18 protein-coding genes and 1 riboswitch are annotated in these 18,997 nt (G+C 56.8%); of the genes, 4 read left to right on the top strand and 14 right to left on the bottom strand.

The window, feature by feature from the left end; all coding sequences use genetic code 11:
* Positions 1-2: 2 nt before the first annotated feature.
* The 4 genes from M504_RS16540 to M504_RS16555 form a co-directional block, all read right to left on the bottom strand.
* Positions 3-428, bottom strand: coding sequence for a DUF3291 domain-containing protein (locus tag M504_RS16540; protein ID WP_047495940.1), 426 nt, complete (start codon positions 426-428; stop codon positions 3-5).
* A gap of 7 nt (positions 429-435) precedes the next feature.
* On the bottom strand, positions 436-1,443 hold the full coding sequence (locus tag M504_RS16545) for a family 43 glycosylhydrolase (RefSeq protein ID WP_047495943.1): 1,008 nt from the start codon (positions 1,441-1,443) through the stop codon (positions 436-438).
* A 120-nt stretch (positions 1,444-1,563) separates the two neighbouring features.
* A complete protein-coding gene (sugE, locus tag M504_RS16550; RefSeq protein WP_047495948.1) occupies positions 1,564-1,887 on the bottom strand; it encodes a quaternary ammonium compound efflux SMR transporter SugE in 324 nt (107 codons plus the stop codon).
* 13 nt (positions 1,888-1,900) lie between these two features.
* A riboswitch (guanidine-III (ykkC-III) riboswitch) is annotated at positions 1,901-1,962 on the bottom strand.
* A gap of 99 nt (positions 1,963-2,061) precedes the next feature.
* Positions 2,062-3,270 (bottom strand): M48 family metallopeptidase, encoded by a 1,209-nt coding sequence (locus M504_RS16555; RefSeq protein WP_047495951.1) that lies wholly within the window; start codon positions 3,268-3,270, stop codon positions 2,062-2,064.
* A gap of 137 nt (positions 3,271-3,407) precedes the next feature.
* On the opposite strand from M504_RS16555, the gene M504_RS16560 reads away from it, so the two are divergent.
* Complete coding sequence (locus M504_RS16560) at positions 3,408-3,968, top strand: DinB family protein (RefSeq protein ID WP_047495954.1); 561 nt, start codon at positions 3,408-3,410, stop codon at positions 3,966-3,968.
* Positions 3,969-4,046: 78 nt separating this feature from the next.
* Positions 4,047-5,303, top strand: a complete 1,257-nt coding sequence (locus M504_RS16565; protein WP_047495957.1) for a nucleoside permease — start codon at positions 4,047-4,049, stop codon at positions 5,301-5,303.
* Between the two features lie 75 nt (positions 5,304-5,378).
* Here M504_RS16565 and M504_RS16570 read toward each other — a convergent pair whose 3' ends face one another.
* The 9 genes from M504_RS16570 to M504_RS16610 all read right to left on the bottom strand — a co-directional run bounded on the left by M504_RS16570 (position 5,379) and on the right by M504_RS16610 (position 14,719).
* Positions 5,379-6,344, bottom strand: a complete 966-nt coding sequence (locus M504_RS16570; RefSeq protein WP_047495960.1) for a sugar phosphate isomerase/epimerase — start codon at positions 6,342-6,344, stop codon at positions 5,379-5,381.
* Positions 6,345-6,366: 22 nt separating this feature from the next.
* Complete coding sequence (locus M504_RS16575; RefSeq protein ID WP_047496764.1) at positions 6,367-6,999, bottom strand: GntR family transcriptional regulator; 633 nt, start codon at positions 6,997-6,999, stop codon at positions 6,367-6,369.
* A gap of 66 nt (positions 7,000-7,065) precedes the next feature.
* Positions 7,066-7,767: a nucleotidyltransferase family protein gene (locus M504_RS16580; RefSeq protein ID WP_052200948.1), complete on the bottom strand. Its 702-nt coding sequence runs from the start codon at positions 7,765-7,767 to the stop codon at positions 7,066-7,068.
* 19 nt (positions 7,768-7,786) lie between these two features.
* Positions 7,787-8,821: a dehydrogenase gene (locus M504_RS16585; protein ID WP_047495966.1), complete on the bottom strand. Its 1,035-nt coding sequence runs from the start codon at positions 8,819-8,821 to the stop codon at positions 7,787-7,789.
* A gap of 40 nt (positions 8,822-8,861) precedes the next feature.
* On the bottom strand, positions 8,862-9,605 hold the full coding sequence (locus M504_RS16590) for a WecB/TagA/CpsF family glycosyltransferase (protein WP_052200951.1): 744 nt from the start codon (positions 9,603-9,605) through the stop codon (positions 8,862-8,864).
* A 144-nt stretch (positions 9,606-9,749) separates the two neighbouring features.
* Positions 9,750-11,150, bottom strand: a complete 1,401-nt coding sequence (locus M504_RS16595) for a lipopolysaccharide biosynthesis protein (RefSeq protein ID WP_198137667.1) — start codon at positions 11,148-11,150, stop codon at positions 9,750-9,752.
* Positions 11,140-12,744 carry a glycoside hydrolase family 44 protein gene (locus tag M504_RS16600; protein ID WP_047495972.1) on the bottom strand — a complete coding sequence of 535 codons (1,605 nt, stop codon included), beginning with the start codon at positions 12,742-12,744 and terminating at the stop codon, positions 11,140-11,142. Before M504_RS16600 ends, M504_RS16595 begins: the two co-directional genes overlap by 11 nt.
* On the bottom strand, positions 12,741-14,048 hold the full coding sequence (locus tag M504_RS16605) for a hypothetical protein (RefSeq protein WP_052200954.1): 1,308 nt from the start codon (positions 14,046-14,048) through the stop codon (positions 12,741-12,743). Before M504_RS16605 ends, M504_RS16600 begins: the two co-directional genes overlap by 4 nt.
* Positions 14,045-14,719 (bottom strand): polysaccharide biosynthesis/export family protein, encoded by a 675-nt coding sequence (locus tag M504_RS16610; RefSeq protein ID WP_198137668.1) that lies wholly within the window; start codon positions 14,717-14,719, stop codon positions 14,045-14,047. Before M504_RS16610 ends, M504_RS16605 begins: the two co-directional genes overlap by 4 nt.
* 239 nt (positions 14,720-14,958) lie before the next feature.
* Here M504_RS16610 and M504_RS16615 point away from each other — a divergent pair, with 239 nt between their 5' ends.
* Entirely contained in the window at positions 14,959-16,989 is a 2,031-nt protein-coding gene (locus M504_RS16615; RefSeq protein ID WP_052200956.1) for a hypothetical protein, read from the top strand.
* On the top strand, positions 16,986-17,972 hold the full coding sequence (locus M504_RS16620; protein WP_047495975.1) for a DUF6492 family protein: 987 nt from the start codon (positions 16,986-16,988) through the stop codon (positions 17,970-17,972). The genes M504_RS16615 and M504_RS16620 overlap by 4 nt, the downstream gene beginning before the upstream one ends.
* A 68-nt stretch (positions 17,973-18,040) precedes the next feature.
* On the opposite strand, the gene M504_RS16625 is transcribed toward M504_RS16620, so the two are convergent.
* A complete protein-coding gene (locus tag M504_RS16625) occupies positions 18,041-18,916 on the bottom strand; it encodes a hypothetical protein (protein WP_047495979.1) in 876 nt (291 codons plus the stop codon).
* Positions 18,917-18,997: the final 81 nt, after the last annotated feature.

The following is an 18,997-nucleotide window of genomic DNA, read 5'->3' on the forward strand; positions in this document are numbered from 1 at the left end:
GCCTAGCGTGGCGCGATGGGTTTGAACGGACTCAGACGTGGCGTATCGAAAGTAAGGTCAGCGTGACCTGGTGCTGGATGAAGCACCTTGGATGGACGTCCCTGGCTTCGCATACGAGAGACGGCATCCTCCCATGACGGCAATGCGTCTTCATCCGTCTCCCAATGCGTTACGCTAGCCTGATCGCACCAATGCAATAACTTTGGCATGGCTGCCTTGTGCGCTCCGGAAGTCATGTAAGCACGCATGCTTCCTGGACTATCCCACAACGTCATCGTCCAGAAAGTCCGCTTGCGGTCCGGCAACAGCGAACCCTTTCGAAAGCCTGCGGCGCTGCGCACCTGCGACTCCGACCGTAGTGCATACACCATGAATCCCGGGAGGAATCGCAGGGAACGAATACGCAGACGTGTGAGACTGACATGCATCCGATTATCACCTCGGTGAAGTCATGGGCTCGTTGATGGGCGCTGGCTTGCCGAAGTTCGGCGTGCCGTCTGCACTCCACGTAAAGGGCTGAATGCGAGGCGAACGATGATTACCGCAGCCTTGTCCCGGTTCTGGATTGGCGTGATAAACAATCCAATTCTGACCGTTAGGCGCATTGAAGAATCCGTTGTGGCCTGGGCTGTACGCATGTGCCGATGCGTCTGTTGTGAAGAAAGGATGATCGATCTTCGTCCAGCTCTTTGCGTCCAGCAGATTTGCGTTCGTCTTTGCTTCCAACTCGCCGAGCGAATAGAAGTCCGTCCAGCACCCATTGGCTGAGAATGTGACGAAGACCTTATCGCCATGCGGCAGAAACTCCGGACCTTCATTGACACTAACGTGACGCCCCGGCAGATCTCCGTGCAATTCCCATTCGTATGTGGGTTTACCGATGAGCGTACGTGGACTGTCGATAGTCCAAGGGCTACTCATGTGAGCGATGAAGATATCCTGCTCGCCGTCGTGATCACCCTGCCAACCTGACCAGATGATGTAATGCTGACCGTGATGCTCGAAGACAGATGCATCAATGGCCCACTTGTCTGTGCTGTCAGCAACCTTCCCCTTCAGCGTCCATGTACCCTGCGTGGGATCGTCTGATGGATTTTCGACAACGTAAATGCGATGTCCTTCATTCTTCCCCGCGTCCGCGGCAAAGTAGATGTACCACTTGTTTCCCCAACGATGCAGCTCCGGTGCCCACAGTTCCTTCGACCACTCGTGGCCGGGCTCGGGTGTCCACACGACGACAGGCGCAGCCTTGTCCAAAGCAGCCGTATCCGCAGTCTTGCGAATCTGCAGATCCTTGCCCGTGGTGTTCATGTAGAAATACGAACCCTTGTAACGAATCACCCACGGATCGGGGCCATGATCGAGCACGGGATTCGTGAAAGTGGACTGCGCCAAGGAGATGGCCGCGAAAAGAAGCGTGGCAAGAAGGGATCGAATACGCATCGGGGTTGATTGTAGACCGGCAACGAGCATCGCCCACACAAACAAGCGCAAAAGCAGAGAACAGGACCGCACCCGTGCGGCGATCCAGCCCTATCGGAAGAAACGCAGGAGACGGCGTCCTTAGTGCGATGTGTACTTCAGGCCGAGGATGGAACCGATCAGCATCGTCAGAAAGAGCAGACGCGGCGCTGTTGCCGGTTCATCAAAGAGTGCGATACCCAGAATGGCTGCACCCACAGCACCAATGCCCACCCACACTGCGTAAGCAGTCCCGATGGGAAGCGTCTGCGCGGCGCGTGCCAACAGATACATGCTGCCCGCGAGAGCGATGAGGGTAAAGATGCTAGGAAACAAGCGGGTGAAACCGTGTGTGTATTTCAAGCCAACGGCCCACGTGGTTTCAAGAAGACCCGCGACAAAGATAAGAACCCAGGGGTTCGACATAAAGAGACGCTCCGCTGCGTCGTCTTGTCCTTACCGGGTACGGCGCGTCTCGTCCGGATCGAAAATCGATAGGTTAGATTTTGCGTTTCCTTTATAAGGGTACCATTCTGCGGCTCCCTCTAAACCACGAAAAGGCCCGCGATTTGCGGGCCTTTTCGTTTGATTGAAGATGTTTTAATCACGGCGATTGAGCACCGGACGGTTGTCATTACTGTTGCCGCTGTCCTGCGTGCTGGCTGGGTCGGTGTTACTGGCGGAGGTACGGCGAAGCGTGGGCTTGTTGCCGTCCTTGCCACCGTCGACCTTGCGCTTGTTCTGGAGGCGCGCCAGGCGTGCCTTGATGTCGTCAAACTCCGACGATGTGACCAGATAATCAGGACGCGCGGGGAGAATTGTTGCGATCTCCTGCTCGGAACGGTCGATACGATCCGGCGTCTGCGGATGATCAGAGAATGCCCGCGCCAAAACGCCCGGCTTGCGCTTCTCTAACGCGTCCAGCTTTTCAAACATGGTAATGAGACCCTGCGGATCGTAGCCGGAACGATAGGCATACTGAATACCGAGATAGTCAGCTTCCGCCTCGAAGTTACGCGAGAACTTCAGAAAGCCAAGCGGAATGGCAAGCTGCGATGCTTCGTAGATGCCGTACGCCGTATAACCACCCATGAAGATCAGCGGCACCGTGGAAAGCTGCATGTACTCCAGACGCGTCATCTGGCGGGCGGCATGGTGGGCGCAGACATGCGCAATCTCATGCGCCATCACACCAGCAAGTTCGCTCTCATTGTCAGCGGCGAGGATGAGGCCACTGTTCACGTAGAAAAAGCCACCAGGCAAAGCCATGGCGTTAATCTCGTCGGAGTCGATGACCTTGATGGTGAACGGCACCTTCGCATCGGAGTTCTTCACGATGTTCTGGCCAACGCGGTTCACATACTCAACGATGACGGGGTCTGTGATGAGGTGCGAGGAACGCTCAATCTCAACGGCGTAAGACTTGCCATTGCGAACTTCCCAGTCGGTCGAAAACCAGTTACCCAGTCCGCGGCCGCCGATGTCGCGCGTACCTGTGGCACTGACATCTTCTTCCGAACCCTTCTTGATGTCTTTCTTCAGTTCGTCGCCCGGCTCCGGAATGGGCTGATTATTATTCTTCGCGGCTTCCGCACGCGCCTTGTCCATATCGTCTTTGGTTGCCGTCACTGGGCCGTCGCCGGTGGGGCCGCCGTTCGTGGGCGCCTTCGATTGCGGCGTATTGCTAGGGTTAGAAGACGTAGGTGTCTGCGTGGAAGTGGGCGTTTGCTGACCGGAGGTTTGCGCAACCACGGGCACGACCGGAACGGCGGCAAGAGTGGTAAGGAGAACCAGATTCTTCAGTTTCATAGAGGAAGCTCCCGGGCGCACGAAGCCCTATGCTGTTAGACGCAGTTTACGCCCGGAAGTTACGGTTTGGCGCGCCGCTGGAAACACCAGCTAACACACCTATCGAAGTCTGTTCCGCCCTGCGTATACTGCCCTCCATGCTTCGTTCCGTCGTTTTCGCAGCATCGCTGTTGGTCGCGACCGCACTTCCTGCGCAGTCACCCGCCGCGCCCGCCACCCTACGCTCCATTCTGTTGGAGCAGTTGCGCTCGTCGCATAACAAAGCAGAGTGGTTCACTCCGGTGAACACGGCCGTAGCGGGCATGTCTCCAGAACAGGCAAGCTGGATTCCTAAAAATGCGGCTGGCAAGGTCGACCCGGAAAATAACCACTCCGTGGGGATGCTAACCGCGCATCTTGTCTTCTGGAATGAACGGTCTCTCCAGCAGCTTCGCGGCGAGAAACCGGCCCAATTCAGCGGCAATAACGATGAAACGTTTAACAAATTCGATGCCAAGAGCTGGGCAGACATGGTTTCCCGGCTGGATAAGGTGATGACCGGATTCGAGGAGTGGACGGAGCACGCCTCCGATGCGGACCTGGCCAAGGCCGCCAGCACACTCGCACACGTCGGAACGCATAACGCGTACCATACCGGCCAGATTCTGTACGTACGCAAGCTGCAGGGTTCCTGGAATCCGGCCAACGGAGTCAAGTAAGACTCTAGCGCAGAAACGCGGCTTAACAGTAAGCTGACACATACACCTTCACAAGACATTTCAAGGACCATCTGTCGAATGACCAAAGTAAAACTTGCAGCAATGATGTTCCTGGAGTTCTTCATCTGGGGCGGATGGTACGTAACTGTCAGCACCTGGGTGAGCCAGACGCTGCACTTCACCGGTGTGCAAACCGGGTGGATTGTAGGCAGCACTGCCATTGGGGCGCTCGTCTCACCGTTTCTTGCAGGATGGGTTGCGGATAACCTGATGCCCGCGCAATACATGCTGGCACTGCTCCACCTCATTGGCGCCGTGCTGCTGTATCTGGCGTCGAATCAGACACACTACGGCCCGCTGTACGGCATCATCCTGACCTACGCGGTTCTCTTCATGCCCACGCTGGGGCTGGCGAATACGGTCGCATTCCGCCACATCAACAATCCCAAGACGGAGTTCGCACCCATCCGCGTTCTGGGCACCATTGGCTGGATCTGTGCTGGCCTGCTAATCAGCTACTTCCACGCCGACGCCACTGCCCTGCCTCTGCGCATCTCCGCGGTTGCCTCCGTAGTGATGGCCTTCTACGCGCTAACGCTGCCCTCCACACCACCGCAGGCCACCGAACCCTTCTCCGTGGGCAACCTGTTCCCGGTGGAAGTGCGCCGCATGTTCCGCGATAAAAGCTTCCTGATCTTCGCGATAGCGTCCTTCCTCATCTGCATTCCGCTGCAGTTTTATTACGCTTTCACCAACCCCTTCCTGAACCAGCTGCAGGTGCACAACGCAGCCGGCATTATGACCGGCGGCCAGATGAGCGAACTGGGATGCATGCTGCTCATTCCATGGTTCTTCCGCCGCCTGGGCGTAAAGTGGATGCTGGTGAGCGGCATGCTGGCATGGGTGCTCCGCTACGCTGCCTTCGCTTACGGTAACCCCGGTTCGGGCGTGTGGATGCTGTGGCTTGGCATTCTGCTGCACGGCATCTGCTATGACTTCTTCTTCGTCACGGGCCAGATCTACACCGACCGAAAGGCTCCATTGGCCTACCGCAGCGCCGCACAGGGCCTGATCACGCTGATCACCTACGGTGTGGGCATGCTGGTGGGTGCATGGCTCAGCGGCGTTGTGGTGGACAAGTACGCCACCACACTGGCCGACGGCACCACAGCGCACAACTGGCATGCGATCTGGATTGTGGCGGCAGGCCTGTCGCTGGTGGTTCTTGTGCTATTCACCGCCGTCTTCAAAGACAACGAAGACAAGGCAGACTCCACACTGGGCACTACGCCCCTAGTAGTGGAAGGGACTGCTGTGGCAGAAGGCACGGTCTAAAGAAACACAACAGAAGCAGAAAGGGGATGCGGGTTCTTCGCATCCCCTCCTCTTTTGTTCACACAGCCGCAGCTTCTACGTCCACCACGGTTCTACCTGCGGTTCTGTCAGTAGCACGCGGCTGAGCATATTGATCGCGGAGCTTAGACCTTCGTGGATGCTGACGAGTGCGTCCTCATGCTCGATGGAAAGCACGTAGTCATAGCCCGCGAGGCGTAGAGCAGACGCAACAGCTTTCCATTCGAGTTCGCTATGCCCCCAACCGACTGAACGGAAAAGCCACGAACGCTGCGCCATGTGGCGATAGCTCTTCGTGTCCAGCACACCATTTCTGGCGCGATTGTTCGGGGAGATGAAGACGTCCTTCGCATGGAAGTGGAAGATGGCCTCGCCTAGGTCTGCAATCGCCGTGGGGATATCGATGCCCTGCCACCAGAAATGGCTCGGATCAAAGTTCACACCGATGCTCTTCCCTGCAGCTTCACGCAAACGCAACGCCGTTTCAGGGTTGTACACAACAAACCCCGGATGCGCTTCGAGCGCAACACGTATGCCGCGATCCGCCGCAAAAGTGGCTGCTTCTTTCCAGTAAGGAATCACGCGTTCGTTCCACTGCCAATCGAGTGCATCAGAGTATTCCGGCGGCCAGGGAGTGGTGATCCAGTTCGGGATTTTGTCATCGGGACCTGCGCCCGGACAGCCGCTGAAGGTATTCACCACGGGGACTTCCAGCAGTTGCGCAAGCTGGACCGTTTTGCGAAATACCTTATCTTCACGCGCAGCTACTGCAGTATCTGGATGAATGGAATTGCCGTGGCAAGAGAGTGCGCTAATGATGCGTCCGGTGTCTTCCACGCGGCGCCGGAAATCCATTGCGCGTTGCGGCGAGGCAAGCAGATCATCCAGGCCAACATGGCTGTCGGTCGTAAAGTTGCCTGTGCCAAATTCGAGAGTCCGCACTTGCGGATACTTCTTCAACTCTTCCAAAAGCTGATCGAAGTTCAGTTGCCCGAAGACGGCTGTGAGAAGACCTAGTTTCATTGCGCTAATCCTTGAAGCGGAATCAATCGTGAGGATGGAAGGCTGTGACGACGTTTGCCGCAAGCATACGGCCTGCGGCGGCACCATTGCCTTTTTCCAAGGCGTCGATCACCTGCCAATGAATGGCCTGCGCGTCCAGGAGATCAACCTGCGCCTTGCCAAGACGTGTGGCGATGCGAACTTCATACGCCAGCGCCTCCCAGCTTCGCAACAACGCACGGTTGTTTGCTGCAGCCACGATCATGCGGTGGAACTGTACGTCGTGGTGACCGTATGAACTTTGATCCTTGTGCCGCGCGGCCGATTCCACGGCGTTCGCCTGCTTACGCAGTGCCGCGACATTGCCTTTGAAATGTTTTGCAGCAGCAACCGCGGCAAGCCGTTCCAATACCGCGCGCACATCATAGGCATCCTCCACCTGTTTCGGAGTGATCTCGCGAACGCGCGTTCCCTTGTAGGGTTCGGTGATGATGAGATCCATCGCTTCCAGTTCGCGCAGTGCTTCGCGCACGGGCCCCTGGCTGGTCTTCATCTCGTCGGCAATGTGGAGTTCGACGATGCGCTGACCGGGCGCCATACGACCATCCATAATGCGACTCAATAACTCGTGCTTGACGCGATCCGCCATGGACTGGCGCTGTGTGCCATCGGACATGGCATCCATTATGTGGGATTTACGTGACACATGGGAACCGCAATAACAAAAGACCTGTATTACAGGTCAGCCAAGTGGAATTTGACGCGGCAGCTCTTCCTGCGCACGTGCATAGTCCTCTGGTATACCAATGTCGATGAAGTACCCACTCGCAAGAAATGCTGTTGGATGCAGGTCAGAAAGATGCTCCATCAGCACCTGCTCTTCAAAAGAAAAACGCTCCGGCAGTTGAAGAGTTTCCAGTAAATTGCGCTGCATGAGATAGACGCCCGCGTTGATATATCCCGGGCCCGTACGTCCCTTCTCTGAAAATCCCAGTATGCGTGTTTGCTCCACTTCGACTGAGCCATAACGTGCGGTGTCAGGAACCGGCATCAGTGCAAGGCTGAGCGTGCTTACCGCGGCAAGATGTTGTCGCTGCATCGAGGCGTAATCGACAGTAGCAAAGGTATCGCCGTTGAGGACGAAAACGGACTCACTGTGCGCCATGTGCATCGCAGCGCGGATTGCTCCGCCTGTGCCGAGCGGTTCGTGTTCTTCACAGAAAACAATCTCCAGTGCACCGTCCCAATGTGCGAAGCCATTGCGGATCTCTGAAGCCAGATGACCGATCGAGAGGATGACGCGACTAAATCCCTGCTGCTGCAGCGATTGGAGAACATAGCGAAGAAACGGATGCCCAGCGATGGGAGCCATGGGCTTGGGGAGATTAGGTACGACACCAGCGAGGCGCGTTCCCTTTCCACCTGCGAGGATGATGGCTTCCATCACGCGTTGCTCCGTTCTTTTAGCGTGCACGCCATGCTGTGGCGCCTTCGACCATGAAACTGCATGCCATGGTGCGGCCCGCTTCGGTTGCGTTCAGTGCAGCCTCCACTCGCAAGCGACGCGCAGGATCGACAAGGAACATCATGAAACCGCCACCACCCGCACCGGATACCTTGCCGCAGTATGCGCCTTCACGCAGCGCCGTGTCATAGAGCGCGTCGATAGTCGCATTGGAAATGCTGGATGCGAGACGCTTCTTCTGCCGCCACGCTTCTTTCATGATGTCGCCCATGCCGTGCACTTCCCCCCGAAGCAGCGCGGCCTTCATATGGAAGGCTTCCTGCTTCGTACGATGCATCGCGTCCATGGCATCTTCATTCTTGTCGCGGACATTCTTCGATTCCTCTTCAATGATGGCCGCGGAAGAACGCGATTTGCCTGTGTAGAAGAGGATCAACGATGCTTCGAGTTCCGAGATGATATCCGGACGCACACGCAGTGGATTAACCAACACCTGTGTTGTGTCATGAAACTCCATGAAATTGAATCCACCAAAGGCTGCGGCGTACTGATCCTGGCGACCGCCATGCAGACCAATATCGATACGCTCAATCGCAAACGCAAGCTGCGCAAGGTCGTATTCGCCGAGCGCGAGGCTCCATGCTTCATCAAATGCACGCAGCATGGAAACCACCATCGTGGATGACGATCCAAGACCGCTACCCGCAGGCGCATCGCAATGCGTGATGAGCGTAAGCGGCTCGCGCTGGCCATTGCGATAGTCGGCGATCATACGGTTGTAAACACCACGATGGAGCGAGAGCTTGTTGTTCTCCGGAATAGGAGCATCCACAGGAAACTCTTCCACAATGCCAAGATCCTGCGCGATGAAACGGATGCAGTTGTCCGCGTTCGTCTGAAGCGTAGTATGCGCAAAGAGGCTGATGGTGGCGTTGAGAACGGCTCCGCCGAAGAGATCGCAATAAGGCGAAACGTCTGTACCACCACCGGCAAGGCCGAGACGAAGTGGGGCACGTGCGCGATAGAGTGGCATGGCGTTTGGCAATCCCTTTCCGAAAGGATGAACGTTCGACTTATGCGTTAGTAGGGCGCGAGAATCGTTCGCACAGGAACAGCCAGATAAAGACCGTGTTCGTATAAACGTAACGCCACAACAAGCGGCGGGGCTCCAGAATGGCGCGGAAGAGCCATTCCATCCCGATCGCCTGCATCCACGCTGGAGCCCGACGGACCATACCGCTGATCATCTCAAAGCTACCGCCCACTGCCATCGCAACAGGAACGTTCATGGGGCGAATGTGCTGATCCATGAAAAGCTCCTGCTTGGGCGCACCAAAAGCGACGAAGAGGATGTCCGGTGCGAAATCGCGAATCGACTCACGCACAGTTTCCAAACCTTCTTCTGTACGCTCAAAGCCAAACGGCGGGCAGTGAACATCAACGATAAGGTTGGGGCATGTTTTTGCGAGGAGCGCCTTCGTCTTTTCACCTGCGCCGGGGCGACCACCAAGCAGCATCACGCGTTGCGAATAAGCATCGGCGCATTTGCAGATACGTGTCACCAACTCCACGCCCTGAACGCGATGCGCATGAGAATCGCGCAGTGCGCGCGTGGCAAGAAAAACGGAGATGCCGTCCAGGACAACTTCTTCTGCGCGACGAATCACGTCGGCGAAGAGTGGCTGCTGATGAGCAGCCACAAACACTTGCCCATTCACAGCAATCACCAGATGGGTAGGACCCTTTGTCTCCGCATACTGTACGACACGCATCGCAACTTCGTCGATGGTGCCCGGCTGATACGGCAGATTTCTCACTGATAATGGTGTTTCTGCCGACATGTAAGGGACTTAGGCCTTATGTGTTAGATACACGAAGTATAGCACTAGAAAATCTGCTACTCCTCGTGATTGCAACGTGCGAAACAGTTCGTAAACACGGTATTCCCAAAGCGGAACTAGTTATAGATTGCTGGCTCCAGCGATCTCTTCATCGACCGGGGCATCCTCGGGAGTGGCGGGGCTAAGGCGACGCCGAATCTGCGAACGACTGTCCTGAAGGAAGCCCCAGAGCGGCATAAGGCCGAGGTCACGCTTCGCAGAGAAGCTAACTCCAATAGCATTCACCAGCATGGCAAGCGCAGTTCCTGCGGCAGCACCCGCGTCAGTGAAACGGGGCGTGAGAGTGCCTAGTCCGACTAGAAGAACAGCGATGGAGACGGCGTTGATCTTCAACAGGGCGCGTGCATGGCCTGTCATGCCAAGCAGTTCCGGAACAGCCGTGCAGAGGATGAGCGAAAGCTGCCCGAAGAGAAGGATGCGCATGGCCGGTGCGGCCGGCGCATATCCCGCTCCGAAACGGCTGAGGAAGAACACCGGGTTGATCGCAAGGAGCAACGTGGGCAGCGCTGAGAGAACGGCCGTTATGCCTACGGTCTGCTGTGCGACGCGACGCAGCGTTGCGCGATCACCCCGGGCCGACGCAGCTGCAAACTGCGGCGACGCAACAGCAGCCATGGCGGAAACCAACAGGTTCAACAAAAGAACGATGCGCCAGACCACAGCATAGCGAGCAACTTCCGTTGTGGACGCGGCGATGCCGAGAATGAATGGTGGCGCTGATGAAATCGCAAGCTGCAGAAGTTCTGCGCTGAACAGCTGCACGCCGAGACGCGAGAGCGATGGTACCTCCAGCGTTTGATTTTCCGCATGGCGCACCGGCAACACACGCAACATCAGGACCACGCCGAAGATAGCGTTTATCAGCATGGCGGCAATAATCAAGAGCAGCGTGCGATCGACATCTAGGTGTAGCGCGAGTGCACCGGCACAGAAAAGCGCGGGCCACAACCATTGATAGATCATCTGGCTGGTGGCCACGCGGCCAAGCCCTGCCAATACACCGGCTGCCGCGTTGGCGATGTTCTGCGGGAAGATCGAGATTGCGCCAATGGCCAACGGAATCGCCATTGCCGGCTTATGCAGAACATAAAGAGCAATCGGCTTTGAGAGGAGCACAAGCGCTGCAGTAATTGCTGCGGAGTTCACCAGCGTGAGACGCATACCGCGCCATGCGATCCGGCGTGCAGTGCCAGGGAGATCGCGTCCCAACGCAGCAGCTACTTCCCGCGTCATGGCGCGATCCACGCCAAGCCGCCCCAATCCCGATGCCATGGTCATGACGCTGAACACGATGTAGAACGCCCCTACATCTTCAATGCCTAGCCGCAGCGCGATAAGCAGATGCAAGCCGTAGCGCGTGGGCAGGTCAAGCAGGCGCGTGCTTGCCGTGGCCAGCGTGCGAGCAAGCGCACCGGCGCGCGACGCGGAGGAGTTAGAAGCTTCGCGGGTATTAACTGCCATGTCCATGTACAACGAACAGAGTAATGCTTTGCGCAGGAATAACGAATGAAATTACACCGTTGCTGTAACCGGTCGGCAAAGAAGTCGAAAATTTACCCAACGAAAGCGTGTGCGTCTCCACAGAGCCCGAGGCTGACAAGCCACGCAACGTTAGGTGGGCGCTTACAGCTTCGTGGAGTTGCTTGTTGACGACCATGATCGTCACGGCATGGTCAGCGGTACGCTCTGCAGCGAATGCGCTAACGTTATCCGAATCAGGTGCGAATGCAGAGATGCTGATGTCGCCAAAGCTGCCACCGTGCCCGTCGTAGTTGCGATACATCTGCATGGCGAGGCACGTAGGTGAACCGTCGGGTGGTGCAATCCAGCGCGTAGCCAGAGAGAGGCTTTCGCGACCGAAGATGCCCAATACATCCGCCTGCGCAGTAGCACCATTCATGTGCTTGTCCGCCCCCCAGCTATATTCGGTGATGGCAATAGGCGTATCGCGAAAATAATCGCGATCGACCATGGCGCGCAACGATGGAATCAACGCCGTGTTTACGGGAATCCATGGCACATCGTGATAATTCGGGTCCCACAGTCCACGCGTGGAACGGTTGCGCAGTAGCTGCATGGGTTCGCTTACGTCGTCACTGTACTGATTGCTCTGCGGATAGTAATGCACACTTACCACATCCACAGGGTGGCCTGCGGCCTTCCACTTACGAAGCAGCCACGGTAGTAAGTTCACACCACCGGTTTCACGAACACGATCACTAGGAGCGCTTCCCTTTGTGGACTGAAGTTGATTGTCGAAACCGCTATTGAGCGTTCCGATGGGCGACCATTCTTCCGGCCCGACGACTTTCGCAGTGGGATCGGCCTTATGAATCGCCGCAGCCAGAGCTAATGTTTTCGCGAGCAATTCCGACGCATGTACACCCTCGGGATGTACATCACGATGACTCTCATGCCAGAGTGAGGGCTCGTTGCCGAGGAGGTAGTAGCGCGTTTCGCCGGGGCGGCGGTTCTTCAACAGAGAGCGTACCCATACGGCTTCACGCGCGGGTGTATCGGGCTGCATCGCGTCGTTGGGGTCGTTATGTATAGCGCTACCGTCAAGACGAATGCCGTTGCCGGCCTCAGTCATCCCCTGTGTGTCCGTGGATTTTTGCAGACCGTACTTCGCAATGGAGTAACTGGACAAACGCGTGTGATTAGGTCCCAGCCTTGCCACCCATCCCATCATGGGGATGGTGATCATGCTGTCCGCGCCGGCACGTTGCGTGAGCGCGATGAAGTCTTCACCGTACGGCGCGAGAATGTCCGCTTTGTTCGATGGATAGCTTTCGTAGAACCAGCGGCTGCCTGAGTTTCGTGCTCCAGACTGGTAGTCATAGACGTCTGCTGCTTCACCGCCGAGGCGGTTCACAGGCGCGCGCAGAAGTTGCAGTTGTTTCGTTGTTCCGAAGTTCACGCCATAGATGAGCGGGCTGATCGGGTGGCGATTCCTATTCGCGTCCACCGTGATGTTGGTCACGCGCGGCGCGCTCTGCTGCCCGTAGCAAGCAGCGCCTAGAACGGAGCAGAGCACAAAAGACAAAGTCTTCATGGATAGCTGAACCTTGGATCGTTCGCGCCGTAACGTGCACGTTCATGCACCACAATTGCGAGAATCATGGCGAACTCGCCAGGTGCCATGGTGAGCGGATAGCCAGTGGATATGAGGATGGAATAGATGAGGTAATCCTGCAGCGATCCGAGAAATGCCCCTTGGCGAGACGCGCGGACGTAGCGTGATTCCCATAGGCCACGCACAGGGATCATCAGCAGAAGTACCGCTCCGATAAGTCCAAACTCAAATGTGATGCCGAGCCACGTAATATCCGCAAGAAAGAACGAGTGGTTGAAATAGCGGATAAGGCCCATGGGATCCAGCGGCGTGATGGTGCCCACACCGATCAGCCAACGCAAGGGATCGTTGCCAAGAAAAGCGATGGCTCCTTCAATCGTGCCGCGACGAATGTCGAACCCTGCTTGCGATCCGGTATCGAACGTGGATGCCACATACGGTACCGATAACAGCGCAGCAGCGGCAAAAGGCAGCAGTGCAAGAATGAGGATGCGGGTCTTCGGCTTGGAGAAGCGTAGCGTGTTTATCGCAAAGACCATGGACAATCCCAATACCGCCGCGCGCATACGGATCAGTCCCATCACTGCAGCGAACCCTGCAACAGTACCAAGCAGCCACCAAACTTTCTTCTCTGCGAAGAAGCGGCGAAAGCAATAGAAGATACCGATGGTGCCGAAGAGAAACGGCATACGAATACGGTTGCCGCGACTATCGTGGCTGAACATGGGTGCGTCTCCAGCCTTATGGAGCACCTCATAAACCGATTGCGGCACAAAGATCCACAGCAGGATCAACACTACGAAAAGCACCAGCCCCCAGTAAAGAAAGCTCTTCGCGATCTCGCTGGATGTTGGTTTCAATAGCCGCAGAAATCCCGTGAAGGAGAAAAAATACAGGATGGGCAGCAGCTTCACCTGCGAGGTGAGACCCAGGAAGAAATTTTGCTGGAAAGAGAAGACGGCTGTGAAGCTGGGAACAAGAAACAAATACAGCAGCGAAAGCAGAATCTGCCGTGATCCTCGCGGTGCCGGTCCATCCTTCATGGCGAAGAAGCACAGCGGAAGCGTGAGTATCGGGAACGCCTTCGACAACGCCCACATGGGCGGCAGAACCTTCAGGTAATGAAATACCTCGCCGAACAGTGGCAGAACAGCGAACAACGTTAGGAAATACGGCCAGCGGATAGGTAGTTCATCCGGCGAATCGATGGTAACAACGGGAGCGCGAAATGCCTTCTGCGTGCGTTGTAGAACGAACGCAGGTACCCGTTGCTGCTGGATCACTTAGTCACCGTGGTCACAGGATAGTTGCCGTAGCTATAGCTGAAGTTGCGGCTGAAGGGGATCGTCTTATTGATGTATTGGTCGATCCACATGTCCACTTCCGTGATCTTGCTGCGGGGGACGAAGACCACATCACGCGGTTCCAACGTGGCGATGACGCCATTCGGGTGCCCTTTGGTGTAGTTCCTTACGCTGACGTAGAAGACATTCGCATGATTGTCCGACGTGCGGCGGATGATCGCCACCTGAGCAGTGCGAGCCATATCAGTCATGCCACCGGCAGCGATGATGGCCTGCAGAACGTCCATACCTGACACTAGCTGGATGGCACCCGGAGACTTCACCTGGCCTCCCACATAGACTGTGGTGCCATAGCGCATGATCGTGATGTCGGGTACGGCATTGGCAGCGATGCCCGCGTCACGGAGCGCGTTGGTAATGACGGAAGCGGCCTGCGTCGACGTGTCACCAGCGAGCAGGACATTACCCATCAACGGAATGGAGACACGGCCATCAGGACCGATCGGGCCAACGTGGTTCAATTCCGCATTGTTGGGGAAGTTGATTGAAAGTTCATCGCCTGGGGCGAGGCGATATTCCTCCAGCGTGTAATGAGCGGGAGGTACCGCGGCGGGCTGGGCCGGAGTCTGACCGAACGCTGTGAACGGCATCCACAAAGTCGAAGACGCAGCCAGTAACAACGCCGCCAAAGGGAAGAGGATGCACCTGTTTTTCCGTGGATAAACCGGAACCATGTCTCCCCCCGCGTCTCTCATTCAAAGTGGTATCAAATGTTATTATTGCCTAAATAATGGTGCGGGGTCACGAGAGAAGCACAGGTTGGATCTACCAACCGAGATGACGCCATTTGCCTCGATGCTTTTCCGGTGAAATTACGAAGCGGTTTTGAGTGACGACAATTCTTAACCCCACTCCTACGGTTAGCGTCCCGCCCCCCAGGCTTGGGCTGCGTTCCCCATCGCTGCGCGATCTCCTGAACATTGCGTTCTACTATCGCCGCCTCGCATTTCTGCTGGCGACGGTGCTGCTGTTGATCGGCGTTCTGGTGGCGTTACTGCTGCCGCCCTCCTACATGGCTCGAGCGCGACTGTTGGCACTGAACGGGGGCGTGTATGACCTGCAGTCCGGTGGTGTTCCGAATGCGCGTTCACTCACTGCACCTCCCGCGGCCGATGTGGAACAGCAGCTTTTGGAAAGTGCCGAACTGCATCGCGATGTGCTTCGACGCGAACTGGGCAATCGTGTCTCTCCAGAAGATTTTGAAAAGCGACTGGTCCAGTTTGAAAACCATCTGAAGGTCTCGAAGCTGGAAACCGGCGATGTGATTGAAATCACCTATCGCGATCGCGATCCACAACGAGCGGCCGCTGTATTGAAAACGCTGCTGGCGGTGTATTTCGAAGAACGGTCCGAAATTCTCACTTCGGGCCGAGTGGCGTTCCTGACCCAGCAAAGAGACAACATTCGTGCCCAGCTCGACGCCGCAAACGGGCAGATTGAAGCCTACGAAAAGCAGCACGGCGTGGTGGACGTGAAGGGTCAGATCGATTCCGCCGTACAGTTGGACGGCCAGTTGCGACAGCGCATGGCTGAGGCTGAGACATCGGTTGCTGATGCGCGACGTAGCGTGGATGTGTTGCAGAACAACGCATCCCATGTGCCGCAGGAAGTGGAGCTGTTCCGCGACAATACGGAAGCCGCACACACCATCGGCACCATGGAATCGGACCTGTTCAAACTGCAGGCAAAGCGTGCAGACCTAATGTCGCGCTATCTGCCTACTTCCCCCTTTGTTGCACAGGTGGATGCGCAGATTGCTCAGTTGGAAACGTCGATTGAACAGCAAAAGAAACAGGTTTCTGTGTCGACGCGAGTGGGCTACAACAGCTTTAAAGATCAGGTCAACGGACAGCTTTCGCAGGCACAGGCCACGCTTGCCGGAGCGCAGGGCCGTTACAACGTGTTGCAGACACAAGTCGCCGAATCGCAGGGCAAGCTGAAGGATCTGATCAGTGTTAATGACACTCTGGCACGCCTGACGTCACAGCGCGATCTGTTGGCAGAAACCGCAAAGAACTATGCAGAGCAGGTGGAGAAGGCGCGCGTCGAACAGAACCAGACGATGACCTCCGGCACCACGAATGTACGCGTGATCGAAACGCCCACGGTGCCGCGCAAACGCACTAACTCCCGTTTGCTATTCATTGCCGCGGCTGTCGTGGCTTCTGTTCTGATCACGATCGTGGTGGTCATCGTGGCATCCAGCATGCGCGAAACCTTCCTCTCGCCGGACGAAGCGGAACGTAGCCTGCACCTGCCTGTGCTTTCAGATATCGCGCGACGCGGTGCTCCAGAACAGACAGCGCGACGCGCCTTCGGCCGACTGATTGCCGCAGCAGATTCCGTTCCCACTGGCGGTCAGGGCAAGACAATCCTGTTGCTAACCGGGCAGAACGAAGGGGGCATGGGCATGGTGGCACGCGGCCTGGTGGAGGCACTGGAACCACGCTCGCCGGGACGCGTAGCGTTAGTGCACATGGAAGAAGAAGGCGAGACACCTGTAGAAGGTTCCTTGCTGGCGCTTCGCCCGCTGACGAAAGATGCGGTTGTCACGGTTGGCATGACCATGACGCGGTCACGACTGATCAATCTCTTCCACGAACTACGCTCCACCTACGACTACGTCGTAGTGACAGCACCGCCTGCCTATCAGTGGTTTGAAAGTGTGGAACTGACCACCGTCGCCGACCTGACCGTACTCATCCTTGCCGCGGAAAAAACACGCAGGCCGGTGGTTGAAACGATCTTGACACAGGCCAGCTACATTGGCGGCAACGTGGATGGCCTGGTGATGACAGGCCGCAAATACTACATACCCGGCTGGCTGTACCGCATGCTGCTGGGACGAGGAACAGCATGAAGCTGAGCGCCGTAATGCCGCTGAAGACCACGGGACGGCACTACGCCGACAATATTCCCCGCTGCGATATTCTCTTCTCTTCCCTGCGCCATTTCTCCACGCCGGATATCTTTGACCGCTTCCTGATCGTCGTTCCGCATGACGAAGTGGAAGCTGCAAAGAAGTATTCGCGCGCATGGAACGACTTCCCCATCGAGATTGTCGATGAGAGCGAACACTTCGGTGTCTTCCAGAAGTACAACCAGCGCCACCAGATTCGTAACTGGCACCGGCAGCAGATCATTAAGCTGTACGGCTCCGAACTAATTGACACCGAATACTTCCTGGTCTTCGATCCAGACACGTTCGCCACGCACCCCTTCACCATTGACACGCTGTTGCCCGGCGGCAAAGCGCTGACACATATGCAGTCGCGCGAAATCGAAAAGGTCTTCTGGAGTAACTCCGCAGAGCTGTTGAAGCAGGACCCACATCTGGAAAAGGACGGCATCTGGCTTACGCCTGTGACCATGTCCGCCACGCTATGCCGTGCCCTACACAAGCGCCTGGAAGGCATGTTCAGCATTCCGTGGATGGAGGTCCTTCTACAGCGCTACGCCATGGATTGGACCGAGTACACACTGTACTGGCTGAATGCGGAACAACAAGGATTGATCGATCAGTTCCACGCCTTCCCGCAACCAGGCGGTGTGGAGTTGCACACCAGTCAAAGCATCTGGCGCGCAGGTACGGGCGGCGAGAACCTGCAGAAGTGGGATGCTGCAAAGCATTTCTCGCCGGACGACAAAGGCATCTTCGCCGTGATCCAGAGCAACACCGGCCTGAACATCGATCAGATTACGAAGAAGCTGGAACCGTACATGCCGATTCAGCGTCAACCGTATAACCGGCAGTTTGACGTGAAACTGAAGATTGCAGAAACCTACTCCGCAATTGTCCGGCAGGTAATGAAACGGGCAGGCGGCGCATTAGGCGGCCGCTGATTTAAACTGCCGATGGCAAATAGAAAGGGGACGGTTGCCCCTCCCCTTTTGTATTGCTGTTGAAGTGTTTACATCCCTGCCGGAGGCGGCGGGGGAGGATTGTCGCCGCCACGGCGTTGTCCTTCCGGCCCACCGAAACCGCGACGTCCGAAGCCATGATCCTGAGCAGCCTGCACGGTGTATCCCGTCGGTACCTGGAACAAAGTGGCAACGGGTTCCGCTTTGGTGAGGCCGCTAACCGTCATGGTGTCTGATCCGCGGAATGGGTTCACGTCCGAGCGGCTGAGTTCCACCTTCAGGTCCTGCGAGAACCATTCCTCATGCGTGGTGACAATCGGAGCCGTGTTCCCCATGGTGTTTGCGGGAATGGTGCGCGTGATGCGCTTGCCCGTAGCAACGACACCGGCAATCGTCTTGCTGCCCAGATCGGTAGTGGCAACGTTCTTGTCCTCACGGGGTCCACGATGTGGAGCGCCTTCCGGCTGGGCCTGCGCATTGTCACCGGCTGGCGGAGGTCCCCCAGGGCCGCGACGTCCTGCGCCGCGAGGCTCAGGAATGGCGCGCACAACGGCAATTTTCTTTTCCGTACGAAGCGTCGTAATGGTCTTCGCGACAGGATCAAAGATTGTGATCATCGTGTGCGGCTGGGTATCAGTGCCATGCGCGGGAAACGTAACCTCTTCACGAGTGCGACCCAACGAATCGCGCGAGACCGTGCGCGTGGCGGTGTGCGTAAGCGTGGTGCCATCCTGCAGCTTTTCAGTCGCCGTGGTGGTGAAGGTAGCGGAATACGGCGCGTTGGTTACAGGCTGATGTCCGAAGCCGAACCCCATGGGACCGGGGCCTCCGGGGGCAAATGGGTGAGCGCCCGGCCCGGCGGGTCCCTGAGCCAGGACCGGAAGCGCGGCCAGCAAAACCGAGGCGGAAAGCAGATGCAATTTCATGGTTCGAACTCCTGTAGAAGGACGGTCTGATAACTAAAGACGGGGATTTCTAGAGAAAGTGGCACACGGAAGGAAGAAATT

The organism is Terriglobus sp. TAA 43 (assembly GCF_000800015.1).
Classification (GTDB): domain Bacteria; phylum Acidobacteriota; class Terriglobia; order Terriglobales; family Acidobacteriaceae; genus Terriglobus.

Bases quoted from the DNA above. Each gene is read 5' to 3' on its own strand.
- M504_RS16540 (WP_047495940.1), bottom strand. From the start codon at position 428: ATGCATGTCAGTCTCACACGTCTGCGTATTCGTTCCCTGCGATTCCTC.
- M504_RS16545 (WP_047495943.1), bottom strand. From the start codon at position 1,443: ATGCGTATTCGATCCCTTCTTGCCACGCTTCTTTTCGCGGCCATCTCC.
- sugE (WP_047495948.1), bottom strand. From the start codon at position 1,887: ATGTCGAACCCCTGGGTTCTTATCTTTGTCGCGGGTCTTCTTGAAACC.
- M504_RS16555 (WP_047495951.1), bottom strand. From the start codon at position 3,270: ATGAAACTGAAGAATCTGGTTCTCCTTACCACTCTTGCCGCCGTTCCG.
- M504_RS16560 (WP_047495954.1), top strand. From the start codon at position 3,408: ATGCTTCGTTCCGTCGTTTTCGCAGCATCGCTGTTGGTCGCGACCGCA.
- M504_RS16565 (WP_047495957.1), top strand. From the start codon at position 4,047: ATGACCAAAGTAAAACTTGCAGCAATGATGTTCCTGGAGTTCTTCATC.
- M504_RS16570 (WP_047495960.1), bottom strand. From the start codon at position 6,344: ATGAAACTAGGTCTTCTCACAGCCGTCTTCGGGCAACTGAACTTCGAT.
- M504_RS16575 (WP_047496764.1), bottom strand. From the start codon at position 6,999: ATGTCCGATGGCACACAGCGCCAGTCCATGGCGGATCGCGTCAAGCAC.
- M504_RS16580 (WP_052200948.1), bottom strand. From the start codon at position 7,767: ATGGAAGCCATCATCCTCGCAGGTGGAAAGGGAACGCGCCTCGCTGGT.
- M504_RS16585 (WP_047495966.1), bottom strand. From the start codon at position 8,821: ATGCCACTCTATCGCGCACGTGCCCCACTTCGTCTCGGCCTTGCCGGT.
- M504_RS16595 (WP_198137667.1), bottom strand. From the start codon at position 11,150: ATGGCAGTTAATACCCGCGAAGCTTCTAACTCCTCCGCGTCGCGCGCC.
- M504_RS16600 (WP_047495972.1), bottom strand. From the start codon at position 12,744: ATGAAGACTTTGTCTTTTGTGCTCTGCTCCGTTCTAGGCGCTGCTTGC.
- M504_RS16610 (WP_198137668.1), bottom strand. From the start codon at position 14,719: ATGCCGTTCACAGCGTTCGGTCAGACTCCGGCCCAGCCCGCCGCGGTA.
- M504_RS16620 (WP_047495975.1), top strand. From the start codon at position 16,986: ATGAAGCTGAGCGCCGTAATGCCGCTGAAGACCACGGGACGGCACTAC.
- M504_RS16625 (WP_047495979.1), bottom strand. From the start codon at position 18,916: ATGAAATTGCATCTGCTTTCCGCCTCGGTTTTGCTGGCCGCGCTTCCG.